The organism is Aurantimicrobium sp. INA4, from assembly GCF_027924525.1.
Lineage (GTDB): Bacteria > Actinomycetota > Actinomycetes > Actinomycetales > Microbacteriaceae > Aurantimicrobium.
This window is the reverse complement of the sequence record NZ_AP027040.1, coordinates 116,343-142,194: the sequence shown is the minus strand read 5'-3', so window position 1 is coordinate 142,194 and position 25,852 is coordinate 116,343. Positions and strand designations below refer to the sequence as shown.

The following is a 25,852-nucleotide window of genomic DNA, read 5'->3' as shown; positions in this document are numbered from 1 at the left end:
TTTTGCGCGACATGGCACATGGTGAATTCCCCGCCGGGAGGGGAAACCCCCTCAGCAGTGGAGAAATATGAGAGTGAAACTTATTTACGCTTCATGCGCTTCTTGGAAGCCATCAAACCCAGAAAAGCGAGGCTCGACATTATGCTCAGGACGCTCAGAAATGAGCCAATGGAGAGAATGCTGCCGAAAGATCCAATCGAGCCGATGGAAAAAGCTGAGCCTCGAGAACCAATGGACATAAACGAATTCGTTGACCACAAACTCAACACCGAGTTCTTCGATCCCACACTCATGACCGAGTTTTCGTTTTCCATGGTGCCAGCCTAGTTCTTTAGAGCAGGAGCAGTTGAAGAAAGTTCACCCAGTCGACGTTCACGCATGGCCATGAACAGTGGGAAGGTGAAAGCCATCGCGGTCACACCTGAGAGCAGGATATAGAGCCACACTCGTTTCATTCCGATACGTCGGGATTCGGTGATCATGAACACCACGACCGCGATGGCAACGATAGTGAGATCGGCCGAAAGTACCCAGTCAACCGCAGACCCAAACCAGGCACCGAGGTAGTCCTCCTGATTCATCACAGCAATCCCATTGAAAATCCAGGCAGTGATCAGTCCCACAATAGAGAGCACGAGATAAACCCAGAACAGCTTTTTATGCATGATGTATTGCCCCTCTGTCGTGACTTCACCCTAGCGCGTGAGCACTCAAACTCAATGCTTGAAATTTGCTGAGAGTACTCCGAACCATCGTCACTTACTCTTGAGGCATGACTGCCAGTGCGCCCAGTTTTACCCTGCCCGCAACTCAGTGGACTCAGGCTCGGATGTTTCTCTCCGCGCTGTTAGTTGTCAGTTCTGCTCCGCTGTTTTTTGTATTCCACACCTCGTGGGGATACCTCACCGTTGTTGCAGGACTCGCTCTCGCGTTCTCGATCTCATGGTGCTTTGCCAGGGACCTTTTGCTCATCGCCATTCCCTTGGTGGGAATTGAACAGATTTCTCTTAAGGCCAATCTTGAATGGGGCAATATCGCCCTGATGGGAACAGTGCTGGTTCTGGCTGTTGCTGTTCCCTACTCACTGAGTAGGTGGGTATTCAAAGACCATGCGATTACGTTCCCAGGTAGACCAGGACAACCGTGGACCAGGCTGGAGTGGATCTGGCTTGGACTAGTTCTCGTTTTGGGATGGCTCATCCTGCCGGTGTATTTCATCGGCTCGGGAAGTTACCTCAACTGGCCAGCAGTCGCCGAGCCGTCCGAAATTGCTCGACTGTTTGTTGGCGTTGGCTTTGTTGGCATCTGGGATGAGCTCTTCTTCATCTGCACTATCTTCGCGCTCTTGAGGCGACACTTCCCGTTGTGGGTTGCTAATGGTTTACAAGCCATCGTTTTTGTTTCGTTCCTGTGGGAACTTGGTTACCGCTCGTGGGGGCCGCTGCTCACTATTCCGTTCGCGCTCATTCAAGCGTGGATTTTTGAGAAGAGTAAATCGGTCTACTACGTCATTACCGTGCACTTACTCTTTGATGTTGTTGTCTTCCTAGTTCTGATTTATGCCTACCACCCCCAGTGGGCACCCATCTTCTTGTTCCCAGCACCGTAGTAGATAAATCGCTGAGGTCGAGAAAAGATAAAGCCCCCTGAAGTTCATAGAGCATGAAATTGAGGGGGCTTTTCTGGCGGTCCCGGTGGGATTTGAACCCACGGTACGCTTTCACGTACACAACTTTTCGAGAGTTGCACCTTCGGCCGCTCGGACACGGAACCAGTAGTAAAGAGTTTACGCACAGCTTGCGCACGCCACCAATCCACTGTCCGCCGCCACAGCTAGGCTGTCGGCATGGCCAAAGCAACTCCTGGATACACCTGCACTGAATGTGGCTGGAACACAGTTAAGTGGGTTGGTCGTTGTGGTGAATGCCAGGCGTGGGGGACCGTCGTTGAGGAGTCAACAAAGACCGGCATCCAAGTCAAGATGACCCCGGTTTTTGTCAGCGAAGACAATGCCGCCAGACCTATCACGGAAGTTCCCGCCGATGGCGAACTCACTCACTGGGCCAGCGGCATCAACGAGTTTGACCGTGTACTTGGCGGAGGAATTGTTCCCGGTGCTGCCATCCTGCTTTCTGGTGAACCCGGTGTGGGTAAATCAACGCTGCTTCTCGAGGTGGCATCCCGCGCTGCCAAGACCGGCATCAAGGTTCTTTATGTCAGCGCAGAAGAGTCCGTGAGTCAAGTGCGCTTGCGTGCGTCCCGCACGGGCGCACTAACTGAGAACCTCTATCTCGCAGCTGAGACAGATCTCTCCACCATCATTGGCCAAATTGATGCGGTGCAACCTGCCTTGCTCATAGTTGACTCTGTGCAGACTGTAGCCAGTTCTGCAGTGGATGGTCTTGCGGGTGGTCCCAGTCAAGTGCGCGAGGTTGCCAGCGTTCTCATTCGCGTAGCAAAGGAACGCAACCTTCCTATCCTCTTGGTTGGTCACGTCACCAAAGACGGCACTATTGCCGGACCCAGACTTCTCGAACACTTAGTTGATGTTGTCTGCCACTTCGAAGGCGACCGACAAACCGCCTTGCGGTTTGTCCGCGCACTGAAGAACCGCTTTGGGCCCACCGACGAAGTGGGCTGCTTCGAAATGACCGGAGACGGTATTGCCGAAGTCCCCGACCCCAGTGGTTTGTTCTTGAGTAGGTCTTCCGTTGCTGTTTCGGGAACGTGTGCAACGGTTGCATTGGAAGGTAAGCGGCCATTGCCTGTGGAAATTCAGGCGCTGGTGGTTCCCAGCAGTGCACCCAATCCTCGCCGAGTCACCAACGGGTTAGACAGTTCACGCGTAGCAATGCTTCTTGCTGTGCTCGAACGTCGCGCTGGACTCAAACTCAGTGACAAGGATGTCTATGTTTCAACTGTTGGTGGTGTTCGTCTGAATGAGCCTGGTGCCGACTTGGCCATTGCCATTGCTGTGGCGAGTGCATTCCATGACAAGCCCATCGCTCACACTGTGGCAGCGTTTGGTGAAATCTCTCTGGCCGGAGAAATCCGCCCTGTCACTGGTGGTAAGCAACGTGATGCCGAAGCGACCCGCTTGGGATTTAGTACCCGTATTGATCACAATGTGGGAACGCTACGTTCAGCTCTCAAGGCAGCCTTTGACACAGCCAAGGACGCCCGCGAGCGCGAAATCGATGCTGCGTTCTAAACAGCTTCGGCTTTGAGGAGGCCGAAGTGTTCGATCTCCTCGTCTGTCAGCATGCGTGAGCGAATCATGAAACGGACTCCCTCGGGAGCTTCAACAGAGAATCCGCTACCTCGACCCTTCACCACATCAACGGTGAGGTGGGTGTATTTCCAATACTCATATTGCGATGCCGACATATAAAACTCGATTGGTTCCAAACCGTCAATCTCGAGCTTCTGTAGCAGGACGTCGGATCCCCCGACCCGAAACATCCCGACGGGGTAACACATCGGGGAGCTGCCATCACAGCAGCCCCCCGACTGGTGAAACATCAACGGACCGTGCTTGAGAGTCATCTTGCGCAGAAGCTCAGCGGCTTCTGGTGTGTAATCAACTCTGGTGAGGTCCATGTAATGATTCTCCTGTGTTTGTTACCTGTTTGATAATGCCGATTTAGAAGAAGCCCATGGGTCCTTCTGCGTAGGAGACCAAGAGGTTCTTGGTCTGCTGGTAGTGATCGAGCATCATCTTGTGGTTCTCGCGACCGATACCAGACTGCTTGTAGCCACCGAAGGCAGCGTGAGCAGGGTACTGGTGGTAGGTGTTGGTCCACACACGACCGGCCTCAATGGCACGGCCAGCACGGTAAGCGATGTCGCCAGTACGGCTCCACACACCTGCGCCAAGACCATAGAGGGTGTCGTTGGCGATGCTGATGGCGTCGTCGTAGTCCTTGAAGGAGGTGACAGACACCACTGGGCCAAAGATTTCTTCTTGGAAGATACGCATAGAGTTCTTACCTTCAAAGACAGTGGGCTGGACGTAGTAGCCACCGGAGAGTTCACCACCGAGGTCAGCACGTTCACCACCGATAAGAACCTTGGCGCCTTCAGCCTTACCAATGTCGATGTAGCTGAGGATCTTCTCCAGCTGGTCGTTGGATGCCTGTGCACCAATCATGGTGTTGGTGTCCAGAGGGTTGCCCTGGATGATCTTGCCCACACGAGGCAGTGCGTCAGCCATGAATCCGTCATAGATGGAGCCCTGGATAAGTGCACGTGAAGGACAGGTGCAGACTTCACCCTGGTTCAGGGCGAACATGGTGAAACCTTCTTGAGCCTTCTCGTAGTAGGCGTCCTTCTGAGCTGCAACGTCTTCGAAGAAGATGTTGGGGCTCTTGCCACCGAGTTCGAGGGTGACAGGAATCAAGTTCTCACTTGCGTATTGCATGATGAGGCGACCAGTGGTGGTTTCACCAGTGAACGCAATCTTGCGAATGTTGTTGTGAGAGGCAAGAGGTGCACCAGCTTCGATACCGAAACCGTTAACAATGTTGAGCACACCATCTGGAATGAGGTCCTTGATCAGATCCAGCAGTACGTGGATTGATGCAGGGGTCTGCTCAGCTGGCTTGAGCACGATGCAGTTACCTGCAGCCAGTGCTGGAGCAAGCTTCCAGACAGCCATGAGGATGGGGAAGTTCCAGGGAATGATCTGGCCAACAACACCCAGTGGCTCGTGGAAGTGGTAGGCCACAGTGTTGTGGTCTAGTTCGGAGATGCCACCTTCTTGTGCACGAATGGCACCAGCGAAGTAGCGGAAATGGTCAATGGCCAGAGGAATATCTGCGGCCATGGTTTCACGAACAGGCTTACCGTTGTCCCAGGTTTCTGCGACAGCGAGGAGCTCCAGGTTTGCTTCCATACGGTCAGCAATCTTGTTCAGGATGATGGCACGTTCGGTGGCACTGGTCTTGCCCCAGGTTTCGAAGGCCTTCCACCCGGCTGCAACAGCCATGTCAACATCTTTGGCGTTACCGCGGGCGATCTCGCAGAACACCTGGCCGGTTACCGGCGTGATGTTCTCGAAGTATTCACCTGACGACGGTGCAACATACTTGCCACCAATGAAGTTGTCGTATTTGTGGTTGAACGTGATGACGGCATTAGGTGTGCCGGGGTTTGCATAGACAGTCATTTATGTACCTTTCGACGTCTTTGTCGTAGTGCCGGATATGGCATTCCAACATTAGGGACCGAAAGGTTGCAGAAAGTTGCGAAGGGGAGCTATTGCCCTTGCAGGAAGACGAGGTTCTCCACGTGAGCAACCACATGTGCTCGCTTAGGAGATTTTGCCGGCAGCATTCTAAGCACCTGATGCCACACATCCAGATCTTCTAAGCCTTGCTCGGAGTTGGCATAGTCCATCAGGACATCCACGGAGGCATCACTCAGTAGTGACTCCCGCAGGTGTGAACACACTTCAGTGCGGATGTCTTCAATACCCGGGGAGACCGAGTCCGGAAGCAGCGTCCCGCGGAACGCGGACAACGCTGCCCTGTGTGCTCCACGATCGAGCAATGCCACGACGTGCTGAGCATCTATCTCAACCTGCTCGGGCAGACGATACGGCTTGGACTCTGGCGCAATTCCTGGATGGAACTTGTCTAGGAGCTTGCGCAAACGCACCATTTCTGGGCGCAAGCGTGAGGTTGCATAAGGGTCTCCCCATAACAGTTCCGACAACCGTTCGGCAGATAACCCTGAGCGATTCCAAGCCAGCAGGGTCATGATCTCGGCATGACGCTGAGTGAGCTCAATGGAGTGATCGCCAATGGTGAGAAGTGCGGTGTCACGGCCGAGGATATGCAAGGTGGCTCGGGCTGATTTGTTCTTCACTGAGGATGGCAAGTTATTGAACAGGACAAACTTGGAATTCGCAGCTGACCGCGAGGAAGCGGCATCACGACTGCGCAGCCTGCTCACCATGAGCTCTGTCTCCACAGCGTGAGCAGTTGCCTCCACCAAGGGCATGGTGTGACGATCCACCGCTTGGTCTCCCCCGGTGATATCTATGACACCAATGATGGCTTTGGTCTCAGGGTCATGAACAGGAACTGCCGTGCAACTCCAGGCGTGAACCAGTCGGTTGTAATGCTCATCCCGGCGAATCTGAATGGCATGGTCTAAGGCGAGGGCTGTTCCCGGTGCCGAGGTTCCCGCCACGGACTCACTCCAGTCTGAGCCTTCAACAAACATCATCGACTCGGCACGAGATTTAAGCCCCTGGTCACCTTCAACCCAGAGCAGGCGCCCCATCGCATCCCCCACCGCAACAAGCATTCCTGAATCGTTGTCTGCATCGCGCACGAGAAGCTTGCGAATAACTGGCATCATTTCTGCCAGCGGGTGTGCTTCGCGATAGTCATGTAGTTCACTGCTTTCAAACAGCAGTGGAGACAGCATCCGATCTGGATCAAGTTGGCTTTGTTCCGCGCGCGACCACGAGTCGCGAACGACTGCGCGAATAGTGCCGGAAACCACAACGTCGGGGTCGGCAAGCCAAGGACTTGTCACGTGCTCGAGCTTACGCCTCTTCGGCGTTCAAAGAAAAGAACTAGTACAGGAGGAACTGGCTGGAGGTCTTTGAGGTTGCTTCGCCCACTTTGGCAGTGAGGTAGTAGGAAGCACCACCTGCAGGAACCTGATCGCGCACGCCGCCACAGGTGTCGGGTGCGCTGCGCTCACGAGGCCAGGCAACTGGAGCTGATGGGTAGACCACACCGGGTTCCAAAATGGCGACCGTATCTGATTTTTCTGTTTGGCAGTCAGTAGAAACCCAGTAGGTTTCTGCACCAGAAGTAATGGTGAGCTGCTGTGCAGATGTTCCCACGTTGTAGTAGCAGGCTGTGCTTCCCGTGTTCTGAATCGTCAAAGACAGATTAGGCAGAACACCTGCTTGGTAGTCGACCGCATCGGTGACTGGAGTGACCACGAGGTTCTTCACAGCGCACTCTTTATAAGACGACACGTCAACGGTGGGAGTGGGGCTAGGGGTTGGAGTCTCGGAGGCAACAACAGTCGGAGTGGGTTTCGCCGTTGCGGTAGGTGTGGGCTCTGGCGTTGCCTGTCCAGGTCGAACAATGATGAGCACAACCGCAGTAACGACAGCAATGAGTGCGAGAAGAGCGACCAGTCTGCGGCGACGATACACCGCGGGTGAGACGCGTCTAGGTTGTCCAGGCATCTGAGAGCTCATGCCCCTAAATTACCTACAGGACGCGCAGCATCCTTGTATTTCCCAGAGTGTTGGGTTTTACACGGGCAAGATCCAGGAATTCGGCAACACCCTCATCGTGCGAGAGCACCAGTTGAGCATAGGTTTCAGGATCAATGATGGCGTCGGAGACTTCCACAAACCCGTGGCGGGTAAAAAAGTCCACCTCAAAGGTGAGGCAAAAGAGTCGACCTAATCCCAACTCGGTGGCATCGTCGACAAGCCTGGCCAAAATGGCAGCACCAACGCCTTTGCCCAGCCATTCGGGGGTCACTGCGAGGGTACGAACTTCACCCAAGTCCTGCCACATCACGTGCAGAGCACCACAGCCGATGCGGTTGCCGTCGCTGTCTTCAGCGATACGGAATTCTTGAACAGCCTCATAAATAGAGACAGCGTCTTTGCCCAACAAAACCCGTGAGTCCACAAGCGGTTTCGTGACATCCAAGATCCATGGCACGTCTGCCGTGCGAGCACGACGCACAGAAATGGACTCTAAAGACATGTTGACAGGTTACCAATCAAAAATGTTGCATTAATGCTACATAGCATTTATGCTACAAATATGAGTCGTAATCCCGAGGAACCCGTCTTCAATCGCATTGAAGAGCTGCGGACCGCGAAGAACATGTCGCGACAGGAACTCGCTGATGCGGTGGGGGTTCATTACCAAACAATTGGCTACCTCGAGAGAGGCGAATACAGCCCCAGTTTGGTCCTGGCTTTACGTATCTCCCGTGTTCTCGAACACGAAGTAACTGCTGTATTTTCCCTAGAACAATTTGGAGAAGCACATGTCTAAAGAGAACAAGGTCTATTGGGTCGAGGGCGTCACCGAGAAAGAAATGAAAAAGTCCCTCACTGACACAAAATTCAACTACCTTCGGACAACACGAGCACGCCGAACCCTCGTGATTCTTCTATCGGCCTTCTACGCATTTGCAATCGCAACCGACTACTTCGACGGCAAAATCAATGACATCGTTGCACTAGGTGCATGCGTGCTGATGTTGACTGTTTACCTTTTGCTGAGAACATCTATTCGCCAAATCGCGGACGCACCTGACGAACTCATTGATGAGCGCCAACAGCAACTGAGAGATAACGCTTATTTGCACGCCTACCGGATCATGGCAGCGGTACTCACACTAATTTTCATCGGCACTGCGTTTGGATTACGGATTGACTTCCTCAGTGACGAACAAACCATGGGATTGATCGTCGGAACCTTGTTCCTCTTAGCGGCTCTCCCCTCTGCAGTCATTGCCTGGGGAGAGAAGGGCGAGTAGGAACTACTCGCCCTCAGCGACGATCTCAGGTGTAGCCGAAATACCGTTGGCCTGAGAGGCAACGGACACACCAACAGCTTCACGCGCAGTGGTGGTGAATACGAATTCGCCACCGATGAAGTCCACGTGAACGTGGTCTCCAGCTGCGAGCTGGCCTTCGAGAATCTTCTCGGAGAGACGGTCTTCGACCTCGGCCTGCATCGCACGACGCAACGGACGAGCACCCAGGGCTGGGTCGAAGCCGACCTCGATGAGGCGGTCCTTCGCAGCTTGAGTGAGCTCGATGGTCATGTCGCGATCCATCATGCGGTCGCTCAGACGCTTGGTGAACAGATCCACGATCTGAACCAGCTCTTCCTTGCTCAACTGAGGGAACACGATGATGTCGTCAACACGGTTGAGGAACTCAGGCTTGAAGTGCTTCTTGAGCTCTTCGTTGACCTTGCCGCGCATGCGGTCGTAGTCATTGACAGCGTCGCCTTCAAGCTGGAAACCAACAGGACCACCGGAGATTTCCTTGGTTCCTAGGTTGGTGGTCATGATGATGACGGTGTTCTTGAAGTCAACAACACGACCCTGACCATCGGTGAGACGACCCTCTTCCAGAATCTGAAGAAGAGAGTTGAAGATGTCAGGGTGTGCCTTCTCAATCTCATCGAAGAGAACAACACTGAATGGCTTGCGGCGCACCTTCTCGGTGAGCTGACCACCCTCTTCGAATCCGACGAACCCAGGAGGAGCACCAAACAGACGTGAGACGGTGTGCTTTTCACCGTATTCACTCATGTCGAGAGAAATCATGGCGTCTTCGTCATCGAAAAGGAACTCAGCAAGTGCTTTAGCAAGCTCAGTCTTTCCCACACCGGTAGGACCCGCGAAGATGAAGGAACCAGCAGGACGCTTGGGGTCCTTCAGTCCTGCACGGGTGCGTCGAATGGTCTTGGACAGAGCCGCGATGGCCTTCTCCTGACCGATCACACGCTGGTGAAGAGCCTTCTCCATGAAGACCAGGCGGGCTGATTCTTCTTCGGTGAGCTTGAAGACGGGGATACCGGTTGCCTGGGCTAGAACTTCAGCAATAACGCCCTCGTCCACGATGCCCTGGCCGCCTGCGTCACCCTTGCGCCATTCAGCCTCGCGGCGAACACGCTCAGCTTGCAGTTGCTTTTCTTCATCACGCAGTGCGGCAGCACGTTCGAAGTCTTGATCTTCGATAGCTGCTTCCTTCTTGCTGCGGGTCAGAGCAATCTGGTCATCCAATTCACGCAACTCTGGTGGGTTGGAGAGGATGGATAGGCGCAGACGAGCACCTGCTTCGTCGATGAGGTCAATGGCCTTATCAGGAAGGAAGCGGTCCTGGATGTAACGGTCGGCAAGGTTAGCAGCCGCGACAATAGCACCGTCGGTGATCTGGACCTTGTGGTGTGCTTCGTAACGGTCGCGCAGACCCTTCAAGATGTTGATTGCGTGAGGCAAGGAAGGCTCAGCAACCTGGATGGGCTGGAAGCGGCGCTCCAGCGCTGCATCCTTCTCAAAGTGCTTGCGGTACTCATCCAGAGTTGTCGCACCAATGGTCTGGAGTTCACCACGAGCAAGCAGTGGCTTGAGGATCGAGGCGGCATCGATGGCGCCTTCAGCAGCACCAGCACCGACGAGTGAGTGAATCTCATCAATGAAGGTGATGATGTCTCCGCGGGTGCGAATCTCTTTGGTGACCTTTTTGAGACGCTCTTCAAAGTCACCGCGGTAACGCGAACCAGCGATGAGTGAGCCCAGGTCGAGTGTGTAGAGCTGCTTGTCCTTGAGGGTCTCAGGAACATTGCCGGAGACTATCGCCTGAGCAAGACCTTCCACAACGGCAGTCTTACCAACACCGGGCTCACCGATGAGAACAGGGTTGTTCTTGGAGCGACGAGAGAGAATCTGCATGACGCGTTCGATCTCTTTTTCACGACCGATAACAGGGTCAAGCTTTCCTTCACGGGCTGCAGCGGTGAGGTTGCGACCAAACTGGTCAAGAACCTGAGAACCACCCTGAGCAGAAGCGGCTTCGTCCTTGTTTCCGGCAGCAACAGGCTCCTTGCCCTGGAAGCCAGAGAGAAGCTGAATAACCTGCTGACGAACACGGTTGAGGTCAGCACCGAGCTTGACCAGAACCTGTGCAGCAACACCTTCACCCTCACGGATGAGACCTAAGAGAATGTGCTCGGTGCCAATGTAGTTGTGACCAAGCTGCAATGCTTCACGCAGCGAGAGTTCGAGAACTTTCTTCGCACGTGGAGTGAAAGGGATGTGGCCGGTGGGCTGCTGCTGGCCTTGACCAATAATGTCTTGGACCTGCTCACGCACGGCATCGAGGGAGATGTTGAGGGACTCGAGAGCCTTCGCTGCAACACCTTCGCCTTCGTGGATGAGACCTAGAAGGATGTGCTCCGTGCCGATGTAGTTGTGATTGAGCATCTTGGCTTCTTCTTGCGCCAAGACAACGACGCGGCGAGCGCGGTCGGTAAATCTCTCAAACATTTCTCTCCCATCAGCACTGTGGTGTTCGTATCCAGTGCAGGTCTTGCTTTTGAGAGTAACGCCGTATTGCTCTTAAAGATGCCCCTGTTCGCCCACGGCGTGAGCTGGAATGGTGATGTTCGCTGGAGGGGGAACGTCCGGTGCCACGGAATAAATACCCACCCCGAAACGTAGTCTGTAAGTATGAGCATTCTGACTCCTCGCGATGTGCCCCTGGGTGGCCTGCGAGCGATGACGGTGCGCAGAACTTTACCGAACCGACACCGCACCACCATTGGTGCCTGGTGCTTTGTTGATCACTTTGGCCCAGACCTTGTTGAACACAGTGGTGGCATGCATGTTGCCCCTCACCCACACACGGGCTTACAAACGGTCACCTGGCTTTTTGAGGGTGAAGTGGAGCACCACGACAGTGTGGGAAGTAGGCAGTTGGTTAGCCCTGGTCAGGTGAACCTCATGACTGCAGGTGCGGGGATTTCTCACTCAGAAGTTTCGACTTCCACCACCTCCCGACTTCATGGTGTGCAGTTGTGGGTTGCACTTCCCGATGATCACCGATTCATTGCTCCTTTCTTTGAGCACCACGTCTCTCCCCGGATGACTATTGGTCCAGCCCAATTCACTGTGTTTGTGGGAAGTCTCACAGGCGATGGAGTGGCCGCCACCTCCACAGCCACTACGTTTACTGGTCTTGTTGCTGCTGAAATCTTGATTCCTGAAAACACCACCATCACCATCCCCGTTGACCACAGCTATGAGCACGGTTTCCTCATTGATTCGGGTGAGCTCACCGTCAACGATGAGCAGGCCCTCAAAGATGAGCTCGCCTATGTTGAGCCTGGCCACAGCAGCATTACCATCGCCACCGGTGATGTTCCCTCTCGAATGTTAATGATCGGTGGCGAGCCGTTCGAAGAAGAGCTCGTGATGTGGTGGAACTTCATTGGCCGCAGCCATGAAGAAATCGTTCAGATGCGTCAGCAGTGGCAAAGCGATGTTGTTGAGGGCTCCAATCCTGACGGAGTATTTGGTACCGTCGCATACGAGGGCCCCGTAATTCCTGCCCCAGAAATGCCTCACGTTCACCTTCGACCACGAAAGTTGCCCAGGCCATGAGTGATCTCTACGACGGAACCGAGAACCGCAAATTCGGTCGAGTGTATAAAAAAGAAACCCCCGACATCATGGAAGCTTTCCTGGCTTTCGACAATGCGGTCTTCGCTGAAGAGGGCCGCGCTATCCCGCTCAAATTCCGCGAGCTCATGGCACTCAGTGTGGCCTTCACCACACAGTGCTCTTTCTGCATCGATGCTCACACCAAGGGCGCCGTGAAGGCAGGAGCAACGGATGCTGAGATTGCCGAAGCAGCGTGGATTGCTGCAGCACTGCGTGCAGGTGGTGCGTTTACCCACGGGCGAATGGCACTTCAGATCAGTGACGCTGTAAATCACGAACACTAACCATGACCGAAATCCAACACCCTGAATCTGTCGAACGTTTCCGCGGAGCTCTGAAAGAGCACGGCGCGGAAGGTGATGTTGTTCGCCTCGATGACAATGCCCACACCGCCCAAGCCGCAGCTGAAGGCCTCGGAATTACGAGGGGCCAGATAGCGAACTCGCTCGTTTTCCTCGCCGATGGCGAACCCGTTCTCGTAATGAGTTCTGGTGGACACCGCGTGGACACCGACAAAGTCTCTGCTGCGTTTGGTGGAAAGAAGATTACGAAGGCCAACGCCGATGACGTTCGTGCTGCCACTGGCTATGTCATTGGTGGAGTCTCACCCGTGGGCCTTGCCACCGAACTTCCCACTCTGGTGGACAACGACCTAGCCCAGTACGACACCATCTGGTCTGCAGGAGGTCACCCGGCCTATGTCTACCAAACCACTTTTAGCGAACTGGTTCGCATGACCGGGGGAACTCCCGCCGATATTGGTGAGTAAAAACTCCGCCTAGTTTTACTTACCTGATTCGGTGCCGTGCACCGCAAATTCATCAATCGCGTCGAGTTCTTCTGGCTCAAACTCTGGCCCGTGAATAGCTGCGATATTGTCTTCGAGTTGCTTCACCGAAGAAGCACCAATCAAAGCTGAGGTGACCCCAGGGTTACGCAGTGTCCATAACAGTGCCATCTGAGCGAGCGTCTGGCCGCGGGCCTCGGCGATAGCCGCCAGACCACGGACGCGCTCGAGATAGGTGTCGGTGATTGTGGACGCTTTGAGGTGTTCACCCACAGCAGCACGGGAGTCTTTGGGAACCCCACCAAGGTAACGATCGGTGAGAAGGCCCTGAGCTAGTGGCGAGAAAACGATGCACCCGGCACCGATCTCGTCAAGGGTGTAAAGCAGGCCTGAGCGTTCGATGGTGCGATCAAACATCGAGTAGCGAGGCTGATGAATCAGCAGAGGAACTCCGAGTCGATCCAGTTCCTTCCTCGCTGCCATGGTTTGCGCTGGCGTGTAGGAGGAGATTCCAACATACAGTGCCTTGCCCTGCTGCACGATCGAAGCCAGTGCGCCCATGGTTTCTTCAATGGGGGTGTTGGGGTCTGGGCGGTGGGAGTAGAAGATATCGACATAGTCCAGCCCCATACGGGTCAGGCTCTGATCAAGAGAAGAGATCAGGTACTTCCGAGTTCCCCACTCGCCATAGGGACCATCCCACATGAAATATCCGGCTTTGGACGAGATGACCATCTCGTCGCGATAGGGCTTGAAATCTGAAGCCAGCACTTCACCGAAGTGGCTCTCGGCAGAGCCGGCAGGAACGCCGTAGTTGTTTGCGAGATCAAAATGGGTCACGCCCAAGTCAAAAGCACGACGCAGAATCTGCTTTTGGTTCTTGAGAGATCCTTCGTCACCGAAGTTGTGCCAGAGGCCTAAGGAAATCTCAGGAAGCTTCAAACCCCATTTACCGCTTCTGCGGTAGTTCATGATGTCGTAGCGAGAAGGTGCAGCTTCGTATGCCATAGAGAAAACTTTCTTTACTGAAGTGAAGACGTCAAGCGGGCTAAACCATCAAGAACAGTTGAGCGCAGAGGCTGCTTCATCCACTCATCCAGGGTGAGCGCACGAGAGTCTTCACGGTAAGCATCTTCAACCTCGCGCATCTGCTTGACGAAAGAAGCGCCCTTGACCATGAGGGAGACCTCAAGGTTGAGGGAAAAGGATCGCATGTCCATGTTGGAAGATCCGATGACTGCGACCTCGTCATCGATAGACATGTGCTTGGAGTGCAAGATGGTGGGTGCTTTGTAGAGCCAAATAACAACACCGGCACGAAGCAGTGCTTCGTAGTAGGAACGCTGTGCGTGATACACCAACGCCTGATCTCCAATTTCGGAGACAAACAGTTCCACACGAACACCACGCTGGCATGCCGAGGTGATGGCATACATCAACGACTCATCGGGAACGAAGTAGGGCGAAGTAATGATGATCTTTTCTTGTGCTGAATACATTAACGCTAAGAACATCCGCAGGTTGTTCTCGGAAGCAAAGCCTGGTCCTGAGGGAACGATCTGGCAATCGAGGGCATTCTTCTTGGACGTGGTTGTCAGTGGTGCTGCCTCACGTGTGAGCAGAATGTCTGTCTCGGAATACCAGTCAGTAATGAAGATGGCGTTCAGACCAGCAACAATGGGTCCTTCCAGGCGAACCATGGCATCTTTCCAGTGCAGTCCACGCTTGATGTTGGACTTCTTGAGGTAACTGGAGTCAATGAGGTTTTGTGAACCCATCCAGCCGATCTTCGAGTCGATGATCAAGAGCTTGCGGTGGTTGCGCAGATCTGGACGCTCGTACTTTCCTTCAAGAGGGAGGAAAGGAAGCATGAGGTGCCATTCGGCACCGATAGCAGTCAGACGCTTCTTGGTTTCTTTATAACCGACGGTGCGCTTTCCAGCTATGTGGTCAAAGAGCACACGTACCTTGACGCCACGCTGAACAGCACGCTCCATCGCTTGGAATAGTGGTTCTGTTGTGGAGTCAGCCGCCAAGATATAGAACTCGACGTGAACATATTTTTTCGCTTTGTCGATGTCAGCTGCCATATCGAGAAAGTTTTTCTCGTAATCGATCTGCATCTGTGCGTTGTTTCCACCGATCATGGGCATGGCGCCCAAATTGCGATTCATCTGAACGATGGAATCCAACCAGGCCGGCCACGACTTGTCGTGTTTGACCGTTGCCATTCCCTCGGTGGCATCCATGATGAACTGGTTGATTTCTGCCTGGCGACGACGACGCTTGCGTCCCAGTCGTGGGCTACCAATCAGCAGGAACAAGATCACACCGATGAACGGGATGAAGAAGATGGCGAGCAACCAGCCCAAAGCAGAGGATGGACGACGGTTGCGCGGAACGATGATGATGGCGGCAACGCGGATAGCGAAGTCAATCAGGAACAGGACAATGGTGATCCAGAAGTTCACATCACCTTGTGTCATTGTTGGGCCCCCGATTGATCATCCGCAGAGAGACCACGCTTGGCGCGCTCTTCCGCCTCAAGCCGCGCATAAGTTTCACGTTCGGTTCGGTCCGAACGCAAAATTGACCGAATAATCAACCAGAACAAAAGCCCCAGAATGACAGTGGGTGTGATTGACCACAGGGCATTAATCCAGAAGTTATCCATGCTTGTCAGACTACCGGTGTGACCTGATTACTTCACGAGTGGGAACAGGATGGTTTCCCTGATGCCCAGACCAGTGATGGCCATGAGAAGGCGGTCCATACCCATACCCATGCCGCCGGCAGGTGGCATGGCGTGCTCGAGAGCTTTGAGGAAATCTTCGTCCAAGCGCATTGCTTCAACATCACCCTTGGCGCTCAGTGCAGCTTGCTGCACAAAACGCTCTCGCTGGATGACAGGGTCATTGAGCTCGGAATAACCGGTCGCTAGTTCAAAGCCGCGAACATAGAGATCCCACTTCTCCACCACTCCAGGAATCGAGCGATGCTCCTTCACGAGCGGGCTTGTTTCGACGGGGAAGTCCATGACGAAGGTCGGACGGCTGAGGCCATCTTTGACAAAGTGCTCCCACAGTTCTTCCACGAGCTTGCCATGGTTAGCCAGGTGAACGTCGACGCCTTCTTTATCTGCCAGTTTTTGCAATTCGGCAACCGAGGTTTCAGGAGTGATTTCTACACCGGAAGCTTCGCTGAGTGAGTGGTACATGCTGATGCGGTCCCACTGGCCACCGAGATCAAACTCGGTGCCATCAGCCCAGGTGACCACGTGGCTTCCGGCAACAGCCAGAGCAGCATCCTGTATGAGCTTTTGAGTGAGGTCTGCAATCGAGTTGTAGTCCCCGTATGCCTCATAGGCTTCGAGCATCGCAAACTCGGGTGAGTGTGTGCTGTCAGCACCCTCGTTACGGAAGTTGCGGTTGATCTCATAGACACGTTCGATGCCACCAACCAGTGCACGCTTCAGATACAGCTCGGGAGCGATGCGCAAGAACAGCTCCATATCGAAGGCATTGGAGTGGGTCACGAAGGGGCGAGCTGATGCACCACCGTGCATGACCTGCAGCATGGGAGTTTCAACCTCAACGAAGTCGAGTGAAGTGAAGGTCTCACGCAGTGAGGCCATGGTCTTCGCGCGAGCGAAAACAGTCTTGCGTGCTTGTTCACGCACGATGAGGTCAAGGTAGCGGGCACGAACACGAGTTTCCTCGTTGAGCTCATTGTGCATGTTCGGCAAAGGAAGAACAGCCTTAGAAGCCATCTTCCAATCGGAGACCATGATCGAGAGTTCACCGCGGCGTGAGGAGATCACTTCACCGCTGACAAAGATGAGGTCACCTAAATCAACGAGGTCTTTCCAAAGTTCAAGCTGTTCGTCGCCGACTTCTGCCAGAGAAACCATTGCCTGGATGCGACTGCCATCACCTGACTGCAAACTGGCAAAGCACAGCTTGCCAGTGTTGCGCAGGTGAACAATACGACCAGCTACGCCCACGGTCACACCGGTGGTGGCGTCTGCTTCAAGACCATCAAAGCGTTCACGAACAGAGCTAATGCTGTCGGTGACAGGAACGGTCACGGGGTATGCCCCGATACCTAGTTCGTTTAAGCGCTCGCGCTTTGTGAGACGAACGGCCTTCTGCTCGCTGACTTCGGCTTCTGTCAGTTCGGGCTCAGGTGCGGTGTTCTCACTCATGCGTGGAGTCTTTCGATGTTTTCGGTATCAATCAGGCGTGTATTTCCCACCTTCGCGGCCACCACCACAGTGACTGGCCCCTGATGGTCATCTGCAGCAGGCAAGAAAGTGGTGGGATCGACAAGGTCGAGATACTCAAGTCTAACCAGCGGGTACTGCTCGAATGCTCGGATGCCTGCTTCCCGAGTACCCTGTAGGCCTTCATGCAGTGCTGCATGAGAAGCAGCAAGAAGAGCGTGCGGCAGCGCTGCTGCCGCCGCGCGCTCTTCCTCACTGAGATAACGGTTGCGGCTGGAGAGGGCAACGCCGTCTTCTTCACGGACAGTGGGAACCACCTCAAAGGTGATGGGCAGCTTCTTTTCTGAAATGAGCTGACGTACTAAGAACACTTGCTGGGCATCCTTTTGCCCAAACACAGCAACATCTGGCTTCACGAGATCAAAGAGTCTGGCAACCACCGTCAGCACACCATCGAAATGGCCTGGTCTGCTTGCCCCTTCAAACAGATCACCTACTGGTCCTGCGTGCTGTGCAGGAACTGCTTGTCCCCCAAGTCGATCTGGATAAACCTCATTTGCATCAGGAGCAAAGACATAGTCTGCTACTTCGGCTAGCGCAGCAACATCTGAATCGAGGGTGCGCGGATACCGATCAAAATCTTCCCCAGCACCAAACTGCAGTGGGTTCACAAAGATGGAAACCACCACCACATCTGCTAATTCACGGGCCCGTGATACCAGTGCCAAATGTCCTCGGTGGAGAGCACCCATAGTTGGCACGAGTGCCAGGGTCTTACCATCTGCGGCCAGCCGTGCTCTCAGTTCTGCTAACTCGGCCGCGGTGTGAAGAACGACGGGTGTGCTCATACGAGATCGTCGATTCCAGTAAAGCCCAAACGTGACGCATCTCCTGCCTGACCGAGGGCGTTGTCCACGGTGGATCGAATCAAGGGCGCAACAATGCGTCCCGGATTCTCGATGCCCATCTCTGCCAGTAATCCGGTTGCCTGCTCCACTATGGCTAGTGAAAACTGTGAGGCCGTTGCAATGGCCTCGGCATAGGCAGGTCGCTGGTTCTCGGCAATAACAATAGGTTCGCCACCCATCTCCACGGCGAGCGCTTGACCAATCGGCAAAACCGGTGTTGGTGCTGTCACGGCAATGTAGCTTTCACTCAGTCGGGAAATATCCATGCTGGTTCCCGTGAACGCCATTGCCGGATGCAATGCCAGCGGAATTACTCCTGCTTGTTGAGCAGGGAGGAGAACATCAACCCCATACTTCGCCGAGGTGTGCAGCACGATCTGTCCTGGCTGCCATGCTCCCGCAGTGGCAAGGCCGGTAATCAAGCCTGGAAGTTCCTCATCAGGAACAGCAATGAGAACGAGTTCGCTGCGCTCAACAATCTGAGTGACATCCAAGACGGGTACCTGTGGAAGTAGTGCGGCTGCGCGCTCTTTGCTTTGCTCAGAAATTGCGGAGATCCCGACAAGAGCATGGCCAGCTCCTGCTAGCGCAGCACCCAGAATCGGCCCGACGTTTCCAGCACCGATGATGCCAACGCCCAGGCGTCCATCACGCTGCTGGTTCACCGACCGTCTCCTCGTCTTTATCTTCTGGAGGCAAAACACATAACCATTCGGCAATCAAACCAGCGGCGATAAGTAGAGCAGCGGAAGTAACTTGGGCTAGCGCATTAGCGAGCATGAAGCCGGTTGGAGAAATGGGGCGCCCAAATAAATACAGGAGAACTCCAGCACCAAGACCAAGCAGCAATGCCCCTGCGTAACTGCTTGCCTTTGCCAAAGCGACAACCCGGGCAGCGTAAAGAGGATCAACAGGCTCTTTGCGTTTTCCTGTCACGCGGCGGCGAATAGGAATAGCCAGTAGCACAACACAGATAGCGACGGCAAAGAGAGTAAAGGCAACCGTAATGGGCGGAATATAGATAAACCCGCCACGTGATTGGACAATTAGCTCAAGAAGGTATGCCGCAACTGTTCCGATGAGGAACAACCCAATCAATGGAGCGGGCCCAGTGCGTTTCATGCTGTGGCCTCCCATCGTTGAAGTTCGTGACGCAGTTGATCTGCCAAGGGAGCAAGTGCTCCAACTGGTTCTACTGTGGCATCTGGTTGAACATCACACCAGGGAACGACAACAAAGGAACGTTCTAGTGCGCGAGGGTGAGGAATGGTGAGATGCTCAGTGGTCATCTCCACGCCATCCATCCACACAATATCGAGATCGAGGGTGCGATCACCCCAGCGTTCGTGACGCTCACGGCCGTGGTCTTGTTCAATTCCGGCAAGCTCGGTCAACAGATCCTGCGGAGGAAGATCCGTGTTGATTAACGCGACAGCGTTGAGATACTCAGGCGCATCCAGATCGACACCCTCAGGTTTGATGGCAGCTGATTGATACAGCGGCGACATCGACAACAACACTGTTCCGCCCAGGTCGCCTACTTCCCGGGCTGCGTCACGGATTGTCTGTGCACGATCGCCCAAGTTGGAGCCAAAAGCGATGACGGCATTTCTGCGTTGAGCATCCATTAGCGTGTGCGCTCTATCGTCACGGCAACATCGGCAAAGGGGACGCTGATGGGTGCTTCGGGTTTGTGCACGGTGACCTCAACGCGGTCAACTGGCTTATGTGCGAGCACGACCTGAGCGACCCGTTCTGCGACTGTTTCGATGAGGTCTACTGGTTCGCTGGCGACTGCTGCCACCACTTCTTCTGCCAGTTCGCCATAGTGCACTGTTTGCGCAAGGTCATCTGAGAGTGCGGCTGGTGAGAGGTCAAGCCATGCGGTGACATCAACGATGAAGGGCTGACCTTGTTCGCGTTCGAAGTCGAAGACGCCGTGGTTGGCGTGGACGCGTAAACCGGTAAGTGTGATGCGATCCTTAGCCACGGGCACCCTTATTCCAGGATTCCAATACGCGCAGCGCCCCATATGTGCGTGCCACGTCATGAACTCGAACACCCCAGGCACCAGCCTGTGCTGCCAAAACACTCACGGCAACACTGGCAGAGTCACGATCTTCCATCGTGGCGTCTTCAGGAAGCAAAGCGGCAAGGAAACGTTTGCGAGAGGCACCGATCAACAATGGATAACCCAGTGCTTTGAGCTCATCCAGACGACCGAGCATCTGCCAATTGTGTTCAGAGTTTTTTGCAAAACCTAAGCCAGGATCCAGAATGAGCTTCTCAGGTTTGATGCCTTCTTCAAGGAGTGCCTCGACTCGGTCGCTCAGTTCACGGGTGATGTCCGTGGGAGCATCTTTATAGAGAGCTTTGTTGTCCATGTCCACGGAGTGGCCACGCCAGTGACTGGCGATATACATAGCGTCGGACTGCGCGACCATCTTGGGCATAAAGAAATCTGCGAGACCACCTGAGACATCGTTGACATAGGTTGCCCCGTGCTCAACCGCGAGCAGTGCCGTGGCGGCGTTCATAGTGTCGATGCTGACGATGGCGCCAGAGCGCACCAGCGCTCCCACCACCGGCAGTACGCGAAGTTGTTCTTCTTCCACGGTGACGCGTTGCGCACCGGGCCTGGTTGATTCTCCACCGATGTCGATGATGTCCGCGCCTTGTTCCATCATGGCGATGCCGTGCTTGATGGCGGCTTCGGTGTTGAGGAATTTTCCGCCGTCACTAAATGAGTCTTCAGTGACGTTGAGAATCCCCATGATGAGGGTGCGGTGCTCAGCCATGCTCGTGTCCTGCGGTTGACGTACCAATCAGCGTCATAATTTCAGCACGTGCAACAGGGTCGGTCAATTCCCCTCGAGAGGCGATGGTGATGGTCCGGCTGTCTGTTTGTTCAACACCGCGTGCTCCCACACACTGGTGCTTGGCTTCAACTACCACTACGACCCCGCGGGGGTCTAAGCCTTCCACGAGAGTGTCAGCAATCTGTTCGGTAAGGCTTTCCTGCATCTGCGGACGTGCGGCAAGAGTGTTCACCACGCGAGGAAGCTTCCCCAACCCGACAACCCGGTCGCCGGGCAGATAGGCCAAGTGAGCAACACCTAAGAAGGGCAGAAGGTGATGTTCACACATCGACCTAACGGTGATATTCGTGACCACCACGGCATCGGAGAGTTGGTCAACAGGCACACTCTCGGCAAGATGCACCAGAGGGTCTTCTCCCACGCCAGCAAAGAATTCTGAGTAAGCCTGAGCAACCCTTTCCGGGGTCGTAGAAAAACCCTCCTTCGTCGGGTCCTCGCCGATGGCGTGCAGGAGCTCGACGACGGCAGCTTCAATACGTGCCCGGTCGATAGCCATGATTATGCCTTGGTGCTTGGCTTCTTGGGTGCGCGCGCAGCAGGCTTAGCTGCTGCCTTGGCAGGAGCCTTCTTGGCAGCTGGCTTGGCGGCAGGCTTAGCTGCCTTCGCAGCTGGTTCTGCCTTCTTTGCTGGAACCTTCACAGGTGGAAGCTTCGAAACTGGACGCTCATTGCTCGAAAGCCACTGCTTGCGCAGAGGAAGCTTCTTCACATCCTTAAAGATTTCCTCGAGCTGGTTGTGATCGAGAGTTTCCTTCTCAAGAAGTTCGGTAGCGAGGCGGTCCAGAACTTTACGGTTCGAGTTCAGAACCTTCCACGCTTCAGTGTGAGCGTTCTCGATGAGAGCACGGATTTCTTTATCCACGTGCTCTGCCATGACCTCGGAGTAGTCTCGCTGGTGACCCATGTCGCGACCGAGGAACATCTCACCGGATGCGCCACCGAGCTTGACTGAACCAACAGTTGCGCTCATGCCATATTCGGTGACCATCTTGCGAGCAATGTTGGTTGCCTTCTCAATGTCATTCGATGCACCGGTGGTGGGGTCGTGGAAAACGATTTCTTCAGCAACGCGGCCACCCATGGCATAGGTGAGCTGGTCAAGTAGTTCGTTACGTGTGACGGAGTACTTATCTTCCAGCGGAAGCACCATGGTGTATCCGAGTGCGCGACCACGAGGAAGGATAGTCACCTTGGTCACGGGGTCAGAGAAGTTCATTGCAGCAGCTGCCAGAGCGTGACCACCCTCGTGATAAGCAGTGATGAGCTTTTCTTGATCCTTCATCACACGGCTGCGACGCTGAGGCCCGGCGATCACGCGGTCAATGGATTCATCCAGTGCACGGTTGTCGATCAGCTGTGCGTTGGAACGGGCAGTCAACAGTGCCGCTTCGTTCAAGACGTTCGCGAGGTCAGCACCGGTGAAACCTGGAGTCTTGCGTGCGACAACTTCGAGGTCAACGTTCTTCGCCATGGGCTTGCCCTTGGCGTGAACTTCCAAGATTTTCTTGCGGCCTTCAAGATCTGGAGCGTCCACACCAATCTGGCGGTCGAAACGGCCAGGACGCAGAAGAGCAGGGTCAAGAATGTCCGGACGGTTGGTGGCGGCAATCAAGATCACGTTGGCCTTGACGTCGAATCCGTCCATCTCGACCAGCATCTGGTTGAGGGTCTGCTCACGCTCGTCGTGGCCACCACCCATACCGGCACCACGGTGTCGGCCTACGGCATCGATTTCATCGATGAAAATAATCGCGGGGGCGTTTTGCTTGGCCTGTTCGAAAAGGTCACGAACACGGCTGGCACCCACACCAACAAACATTTCAACGAAGTCGGAACCAGAAATAGAGAAGAAGGGAACGCCCGCTTCACCAGCGACAGCACGTGCGAGGAGGGTTTTACCCGTTCCGGGAGGGCCATAGAGGAGCACACCCTTCGGGATGCGAGCTCCAACGGCAAGGAAGCGTTCTGGCTCTTTGAGGAAGTCGACAATTTCTGCCAGTTCTTCCACGGCCTCGTTGGCACCAGCTACGTCAGCAAAGGTGACGGTGGGGGTTTCCTTGGTGACCATCTTGGCGCGTGACTTACCAAACTGCATCACACCGCGGCCTCCACCTTGCATGGAGGAGAGCATGAACCAGAAGAAGGCACCGATCAAGATGACGGGCAACAGAATACCCAGCATGCTGAGGAACCAGTTCTCTTTGGGAACCTCATCGTTGAAGCCATCGGTCAGGTCGGACGCGTTAACCTCATCGACAACCTGAACACCACGAGGGGCAACATAGAAGAACTGCACGTCCGTGCCGTATTTCTCATCAGCTTCTTTGAGCTTGAGATCTACACGCTGCTCAATGTCAACGATGGTAGCGCTGGCAACCTTGTTGTCTTTGAGGAAGGTCAAGCCGTCATCGGTGCTCACCGATTGGAATCCGGTCATGGAGATCAGCGAGGAGCCAACCCAGACCGCAACAACGGCAACAACGATGTACAGCAGGGGACCGCGCAGAAGGTTCTTCAGTTTCATGGTCTTCTCAGGGTATCGGGCGGAACGCTATGCCCGCTGGGTGTTTGCCGAGGGCGGAATCACATCCGCCCATGAATTCTTAGGCGTGGGGGTCTTCTCCGCCATATACGTGGGGAGCCAGAACTGCCAAACCACGAACATTGCGGTAGTCCTCGCTGTAGTCCAAGCCATAGCCAATAACGAAGGCAGGAGGAATATCAAAGCCTACATATTTCACGTCAACAGGTTCTTTGATGGCTTCTGGCTTGCGGAACATTGCCACGACCTCAATCGAGGCAGGACCACGAGACTCGAGGTTTCCCATCAACCAGTTCAAGGTCAGACCAGAGTCAATGATGTCTTCCACGATCAGCACGTGACGACCAGCGATTTCAGCATCGAGGTCTTTCACAATGCGAACAACACCAGAAGACTTCGTGCTGGAACCATAGGAGGAGACAGCCATGAAGTCGATGTGTGCGTGGAACTTCAGCTCGCGCACCAAATCACTGAGCACCATCACAGCGCCCTTGAGAACGGCAATGATGAGAACGTCTTTGCCCTCGTAATCACGCTCAATCTCGCGAGCAAGCTCAGCGAGGCGGTTTTGAATTTGCTCCTCTGTGAAGAGGATTTCGGTGATGTCTGATTCGACGTCGCGCAACTCCATGCGTGCGATCCTTTAGTGCTGGTGAGCTGAAGACTCGGTGGGCGGGGACGAGGTGGAACTCATAACGAGTTGAGTACCTTGTCGCTCAACTCTAATACCGGGAACGTGTGCTTCACCCTGTCCATGCCAGTGCGTAATGAGTCTGGTAATGGAAGTGGTGTGTGCTGCACTCAAACTGACCGAAAAAACCTCAAGTGCACTGCGCCGGATAACCCGATTAAGAATGGCCGCGGGCAATGCTTCCAATTGAGAAATCTCCAACACAGCGCGCCTGCTATCAGCAGGCTCTCCCAGCGCGGGTAGGAGAACAGTCGGCATAATTTCTACAGTGAGTGCGTCTAACACCATGGCATCCTGTCGCAGTTGTTCAGCGGTGCGAGCGAGAGCCTCTGCAACACCTGGTCCGAGCTTGTCTTCGAGCAGCGGCATAATCTCAGTGCGAATACGAACCCGCGTGTAGGCACTGTCCTCATTGTGAGGATCATTCCAGGGGGTTAATTGCTGGTCAGCACACGCGGCAACCGTGTCGGTACGACGAATACCCAGCAGCGGTCGGCGATAGATTCCATTAATCTCGCTCATTCCGGCAAGACTTGTTGCGCCCGAACCACGAGTGAGCCCGAGCAAAACAGTCTCTGCTTGATCATCGAGTGTGTGGCCTAGCAGAACAGCCACAGCACCTATTTCTTCGGAAACTGCCTCCAATGCGGCATAGCGTGCAGTGCGGGCATCAGCCTCAGGTCCTGACTGTGGCTCGACTTTCACTGAACGGATAATGACCGGGTCCAAGCCAAGTGCTTCAGCTTGTGCTGCAGCACGCGCAGCAACCTCGGCAGAACCGTCCTGCAAACCGTGATCCACAATGACGGCACCAGCACGAAGGCCTAATTTCGGGGCTTCAAAGCCAAGCCCGGCCGCTAGAGCAAGAGAATCGGGTCCGCCACTAAGCGCGACGAGAACGACACTGCCGTGTTCCACATCTGCGAGGTTCGTTCGAACGGCACGACGAACGTCAGCCACAGCTGGCGTGAGTCGAGGTCGTTGAGTCATTATCAAGTAACGTTATTAGGTATTCATCCCAACCGTGAAGGAGCCCTCGTGGCCGCGTACGATGTCATTATTGAAATCCCTAAGGGAAGTCGCAACAAATATGAGGTAGACCACGAAACAGGTCGTGTGTACCTCGACCGCGTTTTGTTCACCACCTTCGTCTACCCCACAGATTACGGATTCTTCGAGAACACTCTCGGACTCGACGGTGACCCCGTAGACGCACTGGTTCTGCTTGAGTACCCTGTCTTCCCTGGCGTTGGTGTCAGCGTTCGTCCCGTTGGTGTACTCAACATGAGCGACGAAGCTGGATCAGATGCCAAGGTCATCTGTGTTCCAGCTAAGGACCCTCGCTGGGCACACATCCAGGACATCTCTGACGTTCCTGAGCAGACCAAGAACGAAATCGACCACTTCTTCAAGCGTTACAAGGACCTCGAGCCTGGCAAGTTTGTCAACGTTGAGGGTTGGGGCAACGCTGCCGAAGCAGAGCAAATCGTTGTTGACGGTTTTGCTCGCCTCAAGGCAGAAGGCCACTAAGTACTTCGCAAAAATACTGATGCCCCGCTCTGGCGAGCGGGGCATCAGTCGTTAACTCTG

Annotated in this window: 30 protein-coding genes and 1 tRNA gene; 8 read left to right on the top strand and 23 right to left on the bottom strand. The window is 54.5% G+C overall.

Annotated elements, in window-relative coordinates; genetic code table 11:
- Positions 1–80 precede the first annotated feature (80 nt).
- Together AINA4_RS00770 and AINA4_RS00765 are read right to left on the bottom strand one after the other, a co-directional pair.
- Positions 81–314 carry a hypothetical protein gene (locus AINA4_RS00770; RefSeq protein ID WP_281787108.1) on the bottom strand — a complete coding sequence of 78 codons (234 nt, stop codon included), beginning with the start codon at positions 312–314 and terminating at the stop codon, positions 81–83.
- Positions 315–323: 9 nt separating this feature from the next.
- Positions 324–665, bottom strand: coding sequence for a DUF2834 domain-containing protein (locus AINA4_RS00765; protein WP_281787106.1), 342 nt, complete (start codon positions 663–665; stop codon positions 324–326).
- Between the two features lie 107 nt (positions 666–772).
- Here AINA4_RS00765 and AINA4_RS00760 point away from each other — a divergent pair, with 107 nt between their 5' ends.
- A complete protein-coding gene (locus AINA4_RS00760) occupies positions 773–1,609 on the top strand; it encodes a CPBP family intramembrane glutamic endopeptidase (protein WP_281787105.1) in 837 nt (278 codons plus the stop codon).
- Positions 1,610–1,683: 74 nt separating this feature from the next.
- On the opposite strand, the gene AINA4_RS00755 is transcribed toward AINA4_RS00760, so the two are convergent.
- A tRNA-Ser gene (locus AINA4_RS00755) sits at positions 1,684–1,773 on the bottom strand.
- Positions 1,774–1,846: 73 nt separating this feature from the next.
- On the opposite strand from AINA4_RS00755, the gene radA reads away from it, so the two are divergent.
- On the top strand, positions 1,847–3,211 hold the full coding sequence (gene radA, locus AINA4_RS00750; RefSeq protein WP_281787103.1) for a DNA repair protein RadA: 1,365 nt from the start codon (positions 1,847–1,849) through the stop codon (positions 3,209–3,211).
- Here the strand turns inward: radA and AINA4_RS00745 are convergent.
- From AINA4_RS00745 to AINA4_RS00725, 5 genes are all read right to left on the bottom strand, one after another.
- Entirely contained in the window at positions 3,208–3,600 is a 393-nt protein-coding gene (locus tag AINA4_RS00745; RefSeq protein WP_281787102.1) for a DUF779 domain-containing protein, read from the bottom strand. The two genes, radA and AINA4_RS00745, sit on opposite strands and share 4 nt — an antisense overlap.
- A 43-nt stretch (positions 3,601–3,643) precedes the next feature.
- The gene (locus tag AINA4_RS00740) at positions 3,644–5,167 is read right to left on the bottom strand and encodes an aldehyde dehydrogenase family protein (protein ID WP_114128443.1); all 1,524 of its coding nucleotides are present in this window, start codon (positions 5,165–5,167) and stop codon (positions 3,644–3,646) included.
- A gap of 89 nt (positions 5,168–5,256) precedes the next feature.
- The gene (locus tag AINA4_RS00735; protein ID WP_281787099.1) at positions 5,257–6,546 is read right to left on the bottom strand and encodes a helix-turn-helix domain-containing protein; all 1,290 of its coding nucleotides are present in this window, start codon (positions 6,544–6,546) and stop codon (positions 5,257–5,259) included.
- Between the two features lie 40 nt (positions 6,547–6,586).
- The gene (locus AINA4_RS00730; protein WP_281787098.1) at positions 6,587–7,228 is read right to left on the bottom strand and encodes a hypothetical protein; all 642 of its coding nucleotides are present in this window, start codon (positions 7,226–7,228) and stop codon (positions 6,587–6,589) included.
- Between the two features lie 13 nt (positions 7,229–7,241).
- A complete protein-coding gene (locus AINA4_RS00725) occupies positions 7,242–7,751 on the bottom strand; it encodes an amino-acid N-acetyltransferase (RefSeq protein WP_281787097.1) in 510 nt (169 codons plus the stop codon).
- A 60-nt stretch (positions 7,752–7,811) separates the two neighbouring features.
- On the opposite strand from AINA4_RS00725, the gene AINA4_RS00720 reads away from it, so the two are divergent.
- Positions 7,812–8,048 carry a helix-turn-helix transcriptional regulator gene (locus AINA4_RS00720; RefSeq protein ID WP_281787096.1) on the top strand — a complete coding sequence of 79 codons (237 nt, stop codon included), beginning with the start codon at positions 7,812–7,814 and terminating at the stop codon, positions 8,046–8,048.
- On the top strand, positions 8,041–8,535 hold the full coding sequence (locus AINA4_RS00715; protein WP_281787095.1) for a hypothetical protein: 495 nt from the start codon (positions 8,041–8,043) through the stop codon (positions 8,533–8,535). Before AINA4_RS00720 ends, AINA4_RS00715 begins: the two co-directional genes overlap by 8 nt.
- Positions 8,536–8,538: 3 nt before the next feature.
- On the opposite strand, the gene AINA4_RS00710 is transcribed toward AINA4_RS00715, so the two are convergent.
- Complete coding sequence (locus tag AINA4_RS00710; RefSeq protein ID WP_281787093.1) at positions 8,539–11,058, bottom strand: ATP-dependent Clp protease ATP-binding subunit; 2,520 nt, start codon at positions 11,056–11,058, stop codon at positions 8,539–8,541.
- Between the two features lie 183 nt (positions 11,059–11,241).
- Here AINA4_RS00710 and AINA4_RS00705 point away from each other — a divergent pair, with 183 nt between their 5' ends.
- Genes AINA4_RS00705 through AINA4_RS00695 form a run of 3 tightly spaced genes read left to right on the top strand, consistent with a single transcriptional unit; the run spans position 11,242 to position 13,003 of the window.
- Complete coding sequence (locus AINA4_RS00705) at positions 11,242–12,174, top strand: pirin family protein (protein ID WP_281787091.1); 933 nt, start codon at positions 11,242–11,244, stop codon at positions 12,172–12,174.
- On the top strand, positions 12,171–12,518 hold the full coding sequence (locus AINA4_RS00700; protein WP_281787089.1) for a carboxymuconolactone decarboxylase family protein: 348 nt from the start codon (positions 12,171–12,173) through the stop codon (positions 12,516–12,518). Before AINA4_RS00705 ends, AINA4_RS00700 begins: the two co-directional genes overlap by 4 nt.
- Positions 12,519–12,520: 2 nt before the next feature.
- Positions 12,521–13,003, top strand: a complete 483-nt coding sequence (locus AINA4_RS00695) for a YbaK/EbsC family protein (RefSeq protein WP_281787087.1) — start codon at positions 12,521–12,523, stop codon at positions 13,001–13,003.
- Positions 13,004–13,018: 15 nt separating this feature from the next.
- Here AINA4_RS00695 and AINA4_RS00690 read toward each other — a convergent pair whose 3' ends face one another.
- From AINA4_RS00690 to tilS, 14 genes are all read right to left on the bottom strand, one after another.
- Positions 13,019–14,029 (bottom strand): aldo/keto reductase, encoded by a 1,011-nt coding sequence (locus tag AINA4_RS00690; protein ID WP_281787085.1) that lies wholly within the window; start codon positions 14,027–14,029, stop codon positions 13,019–13,021.
- Between the two features lie 14 nt (positions 14,030–14,043).
- Positions 14,044–15,507 carry a cardiolipin synthase gene (cls, locus tag AINA4_RS00685; protein ID WP_281787083.1) on the bottom strand — a complete coding sequence of 488 codons (1,464 nt, stop codon included), beginning with the start codon at positions 15,505–15,507 and terminating at the stop codon, positions 14,044–14,046.
- Positions 15,504–15,695, bottom strand: coding sequence for a hypothetical protein (locus tag AINA4_RS00680; protein ID WP_281787081.1), 192 nt, complete (start codon positions 15,693–15,695; stop codon positions 15,504–15,506). Before AINA4_RS00680 ends, cls begins: the two co-directional genes overlap by 4 nt.
- Before the next feature lie 27 nt (positions 15,696–15,722).
- Complete coding sequence (gene lysS / locus AINA4_RS00675; protein WP_281787079.1) at positions 15,723–17,225, bottom strand: lysine--tRNA ligase; 1,503 nt, start codon at positions 17,223–17,225, stop codon at positions 15,723–15,725.
- Positions 17,222–18,091: a pantoate--beta-alanine ligase gene (panC, locus tag AINA4_RS00670; protein WP_281787077.1), complete on the bottom strand. Its 870-nt coding sequence runs from the start codon at positions 18,089–18,091 to the stop codon at positions 17,222–17,224. The genes lysS and panC overlap by 4 nt, the downstream gene beginning before the upstream one ends.
- Positions 18,088–18,816, bottom strand: a complete 729-nt coding sequence (locus AINA4_RS00665) for a DUF2520 domain-containing protein (RefSeq protein WP_281787075.1) — start codon at positions 18,814–18,816, stop codon at positions 18,088–18,090. The genes panC and AINA4_RS00665 overlap by 4 nt, the downstream gene beginning before the upstream one ends.
- Positions 18,800–19,273, bottom strand: coding sequence for a DUF3180 domain-containing protein (locus AINA4_RS00660; RefSeq protein ID WP_281787073.1), 474 nt, complete (start codon positions 19,271–19,273; stop codon positions 18,800–18,802). Before AINA4_RS00660 ends, AINA4_RS00665 begins: the two co-directional genes overlap by 17 nt.
- A complete protein-coding gene (gene folK, locus AINA4_RS00655) occupies positions 19,270–19,779 on the bottom strand; it encodes a 2-amino-4-hydroxy-6-hydroxymethyldihydropteridine diphosphokinase (RefSeq protein ID WP_281787071.1) in 510 nt (169 codons plus the stop codon). The genes AINA4_RS00660 and folK overlap by 4 nt, the downstream gene beginning before the upstream one ends.
- On the bottom strand, positions 19,779–20,183 hold the full coding sequence (gene folB / locus AINA4_RS00650) for a dihydroneopterin aldolase (RefSeq protein ID WP_281787666.1): 405 nt from the start codon (positions 20,181–20,183) through the stop codon (positions 19,779–19,781). The genes folK and folB overlap by 1 nt, the downstream gene beginning before the upstream one ends.
- Positions 20,134–20,949 (bottom strand): dihydropteroate synthase, encoded by an 816-nt coding sequence (folP, locus tag AINA4_RS00645; protein WP_281787070.1) that lies wholly within the window; start codon positions 20,947–20,949, stop codon positions 20,134–20,136. The genes folB and folP overlap by 50 nt, the downstream gene beginning before the upstream one ends.
- Complete coding sequence (gene folE, locus AINA4_RS00640) at positions 20,942–21,526, bottom strand: GTP cyclohydrolase I FolE (protein WP_281787068.1); 585 nt, start codon at positions 21,524–21,526, stop codon at positions 20,942–20,944. Before folE ends, folP begins: the two co-directional genes overlap by 8 nt.
- Positions 21,527–21,528: 2 nt before the next feature.
- Positions 21,529–23,553, bottom strand: coding sequence for an ATP-dependent zinc metalloprotease FtsH (gene ftsH, locus AINA4_RS00635; protein WP_281787067.1), 2,025 nt, complete (start codon positions 23,551–23,553; stop codon positions 21,529–21,531).
- A gap of 79 nt (positions 23,554–23,632) precedes the next feature.
- A complete protein-coding gene (hpt, locus tag AINA4_RS00630; protein ID WP_281787064.1) occupies positions 23,633–24,202 on the bottom strand; it encodes a hypoxanthine phosphoribosyltransferase in 570 nt (189 codons plus the stop codon).
- Between the two features lie 12 nt (positions 24,203–24,214).
- Positions 24,215–25,252 (bottom strand): tRNA lysidine(34) synthetase TilS, encoded by a 1,038-nt coding sequence (tilS, locus tag AINA4_RS00625; protein WP_281787062.1) that lies wholly within the window; start codon positions 25,250–25,252, stop codon positions 24,215–24,217.
- Between the two features lie 48 nt (positions 25,253–25,300).
- Here tilS and AINA4_RS00620 point away from each other — a divergent pair, with 48 nt between their 5' ends.
- Entirely contained in the window at positions 25,301–25,792 is a 492-nt protein-coding gene (locus AINA4_RS00620; protein WP_096382673.1) for an inorganic diphosphatase, read from the top strand.
- Positions 25,793–25,852 lie beyond the last annotated feature (60 nt).

Excerpts from the sequence above, each read along its gene's own strand:
- AINA4_RS00700 (WP_281787089.1), top strand. The coding sequence starts at position 12,171 with ATGAGTGATCTCTACGACGGAACCGAGAACCGCAAATTCGGTCGAGTG.
- hpt (WP_281787064.1), bottom strand. The coding sequence starts at position 24,202 with ATGGAGTTGCGCGACGTCGAATCAGACATCACCGAAATCCTCTTCACA.
- tilS (WP_281787062.1), bottom strand. The coding sequence starts at position 25,252 with ATGACTCAACGACCTCGACTCACGCCAGCTGTGGCTGACGTTCGTCGT.
- radA (WP_281787103.1), top strand. The coding sequence starts at position 1,847 with ATGGCCAAAGCAACTCCTGGATACACCTGCACTGAATGTGGCTGGAAC.
- panC (WP_281787077.1), bottom strand. The coding sequence starts at position 18,091 with ATGAGCACACCCGTCGTTCTTCACACCGCGGCCGAGTTAGCAGAACTG.
- folP (WP_281787070.1), bottom strand. The coding sequence starts at position 20,949 with ATGGCTGAGCACCGCACCCTCATCATGGGGATTCTCAACGTCACTGAA.
- lysS (WP_281787079.1), bottom strand. The coding sequence starts at position 17,225 with ATGAGTGAGAACACCGCACCTGAGCCCGAACTGACAGAAGCCGAAGTC.
- folB (WP_281787666.1), bottom strand. The coding sequence starts at position 20,183 with ATGGGGCGCTGCGCGTATTGGAATCCTGGAATAAGGGTGCCCGTGGCT.
- AINA4_RS00695 (WP_281787087.1), top strand. The coding sequence starts at position 12,521 with ATGACCGAAATCCAACACCCTGAATCTGTCGAACGTTTCCGCGGAGCT.
- AINA4_RS00715 (WP_281787095.1), top strand. The coding sequence starts at position 8,041 with ATGTCTAAAGAGAACAAGGTCTATTGGGTCGAGGGCGTCACCGAGAAA.
- AINA4_RS00765 (WP_281787106.1), bottom strand. The coding sequence starts at position 665 with ATGCATAAAAAGCTGTTCTGGGTTTATCTCGTGCTCTCTATTGTGGGA.
- AINA4_RS00705 (WP_281787091.1), top strand. The coding sequence starts at position 11,242 with ATGAGCATTCTGACTCCTCGCGATGTGCCCCTGGGTGGCCTGCGAGCG.
- AINA4_RS00710 (WP_281787093.1), bottom strand. The coding sequence starts at position 11,058 with ATGTTTGAGAGATTTACCGACCGCGCTCGCCGCGTCGTTGTCTTGGCG.
- folK (WP_281787071.1), bottom strand. The coding sequence starts at position 19,779 with ATGGATGCTCAACGCAGAAATGCCGTCATCGCTTTTGGCTCCAACTTG.
- ftsH (WP_281787067.1), bottom strand. The coding sequence starts at position 23,553 with ATGAAACTGAAGAACCTTCTGCGCGGTCCCCTGCTGTACATCGTTGTT.
- AINA4_RS00725 (WP_281787097.1), bottom strand. The coding sequence starts at position 7,751 with ATGTCTTTAGAGTCCATTTCTGTGCGTCGTGCTCGCACGGCAGACGTG.
- folE (WP_281787068.1), bottom strand. The coding sequence starts at position 21,526 with ATGGCTATCGACCGGGCACGTATTGAAGCTGCCGTCGTCGAGCTCCTG.
- AINA4_RS00730 (WP_281787098.1), bottom strand. The coding sequence starts at position 7,228 with ATGAGCTCTCAGATGCCTGGACAACCTAGACGCGTCTCACCCGCGGTG.
- AINA4_RS00690 (WP_281787085.1), bottom strand. The coding sequence starts at position 14,029 with ATGGCATACGAAGCTGCACCTTCTCGCTACGACATCATGAACTACCGC.
- AINA4_RS00760 (WP_281787105.1), top strand. The coding sequence starts at position 773 with ATGACTGCCAGTGCGCCCAGTTTTACCCTGCCCGCAACTCAGTGGACT.
- cls (WP_281787083.1), bottom strand. The coding sequence starts at position 15,507 with ATGACACAAGGTGATGTGAACTTCTGGATCACCATTGTCCTGTTCCTG.
- AINA4_RS00660 (WP_281787073.1), bottom strand. The coding sequence starts at position 19,273 with ATGAAACGCACTGGGCCCGCTCCATTGATTGGGTTGTTCCTCATCGGA.
- AINA4_RS00740 (WP_114128443.1), bottom strand. The coding sequence starts at position 5,167 with ATGACTGTCTATGCAAACCCCGGCACACCTAATGCCGTCATCACGTTC.
- AINA4_RS00720 (WP_281787096.1), top strand. The coding sequence starts at position 7,812 with ATGAGTCGTAATCCCGAGGAACCCGTCTTCAATCGCATTGAAGAGCTG.
- AINA4_RS00680 (WP_281787081.1), bottom strand. The coding sequence starts at position 15,695 with ATGGATAACTTCTGGATTAATGCCCTGTGGTCAATCACACCCACTGTC.
- AINA4_RS00745 (WP_281787102.1), bottom strand. The coding sequence starts at position 3,600 with ATGGACCTCACCAGAGTTGATTACACACCAGAAGCCGCTGAGCTTCTG.
- AINA4_RS00770 (WP_281787108.1), bottom strand. The coding sequence starts at position 314 with ATGGAAAACGAAAACTCGGTCATGAGTGTGGGATCGAAGAACTCGGTG.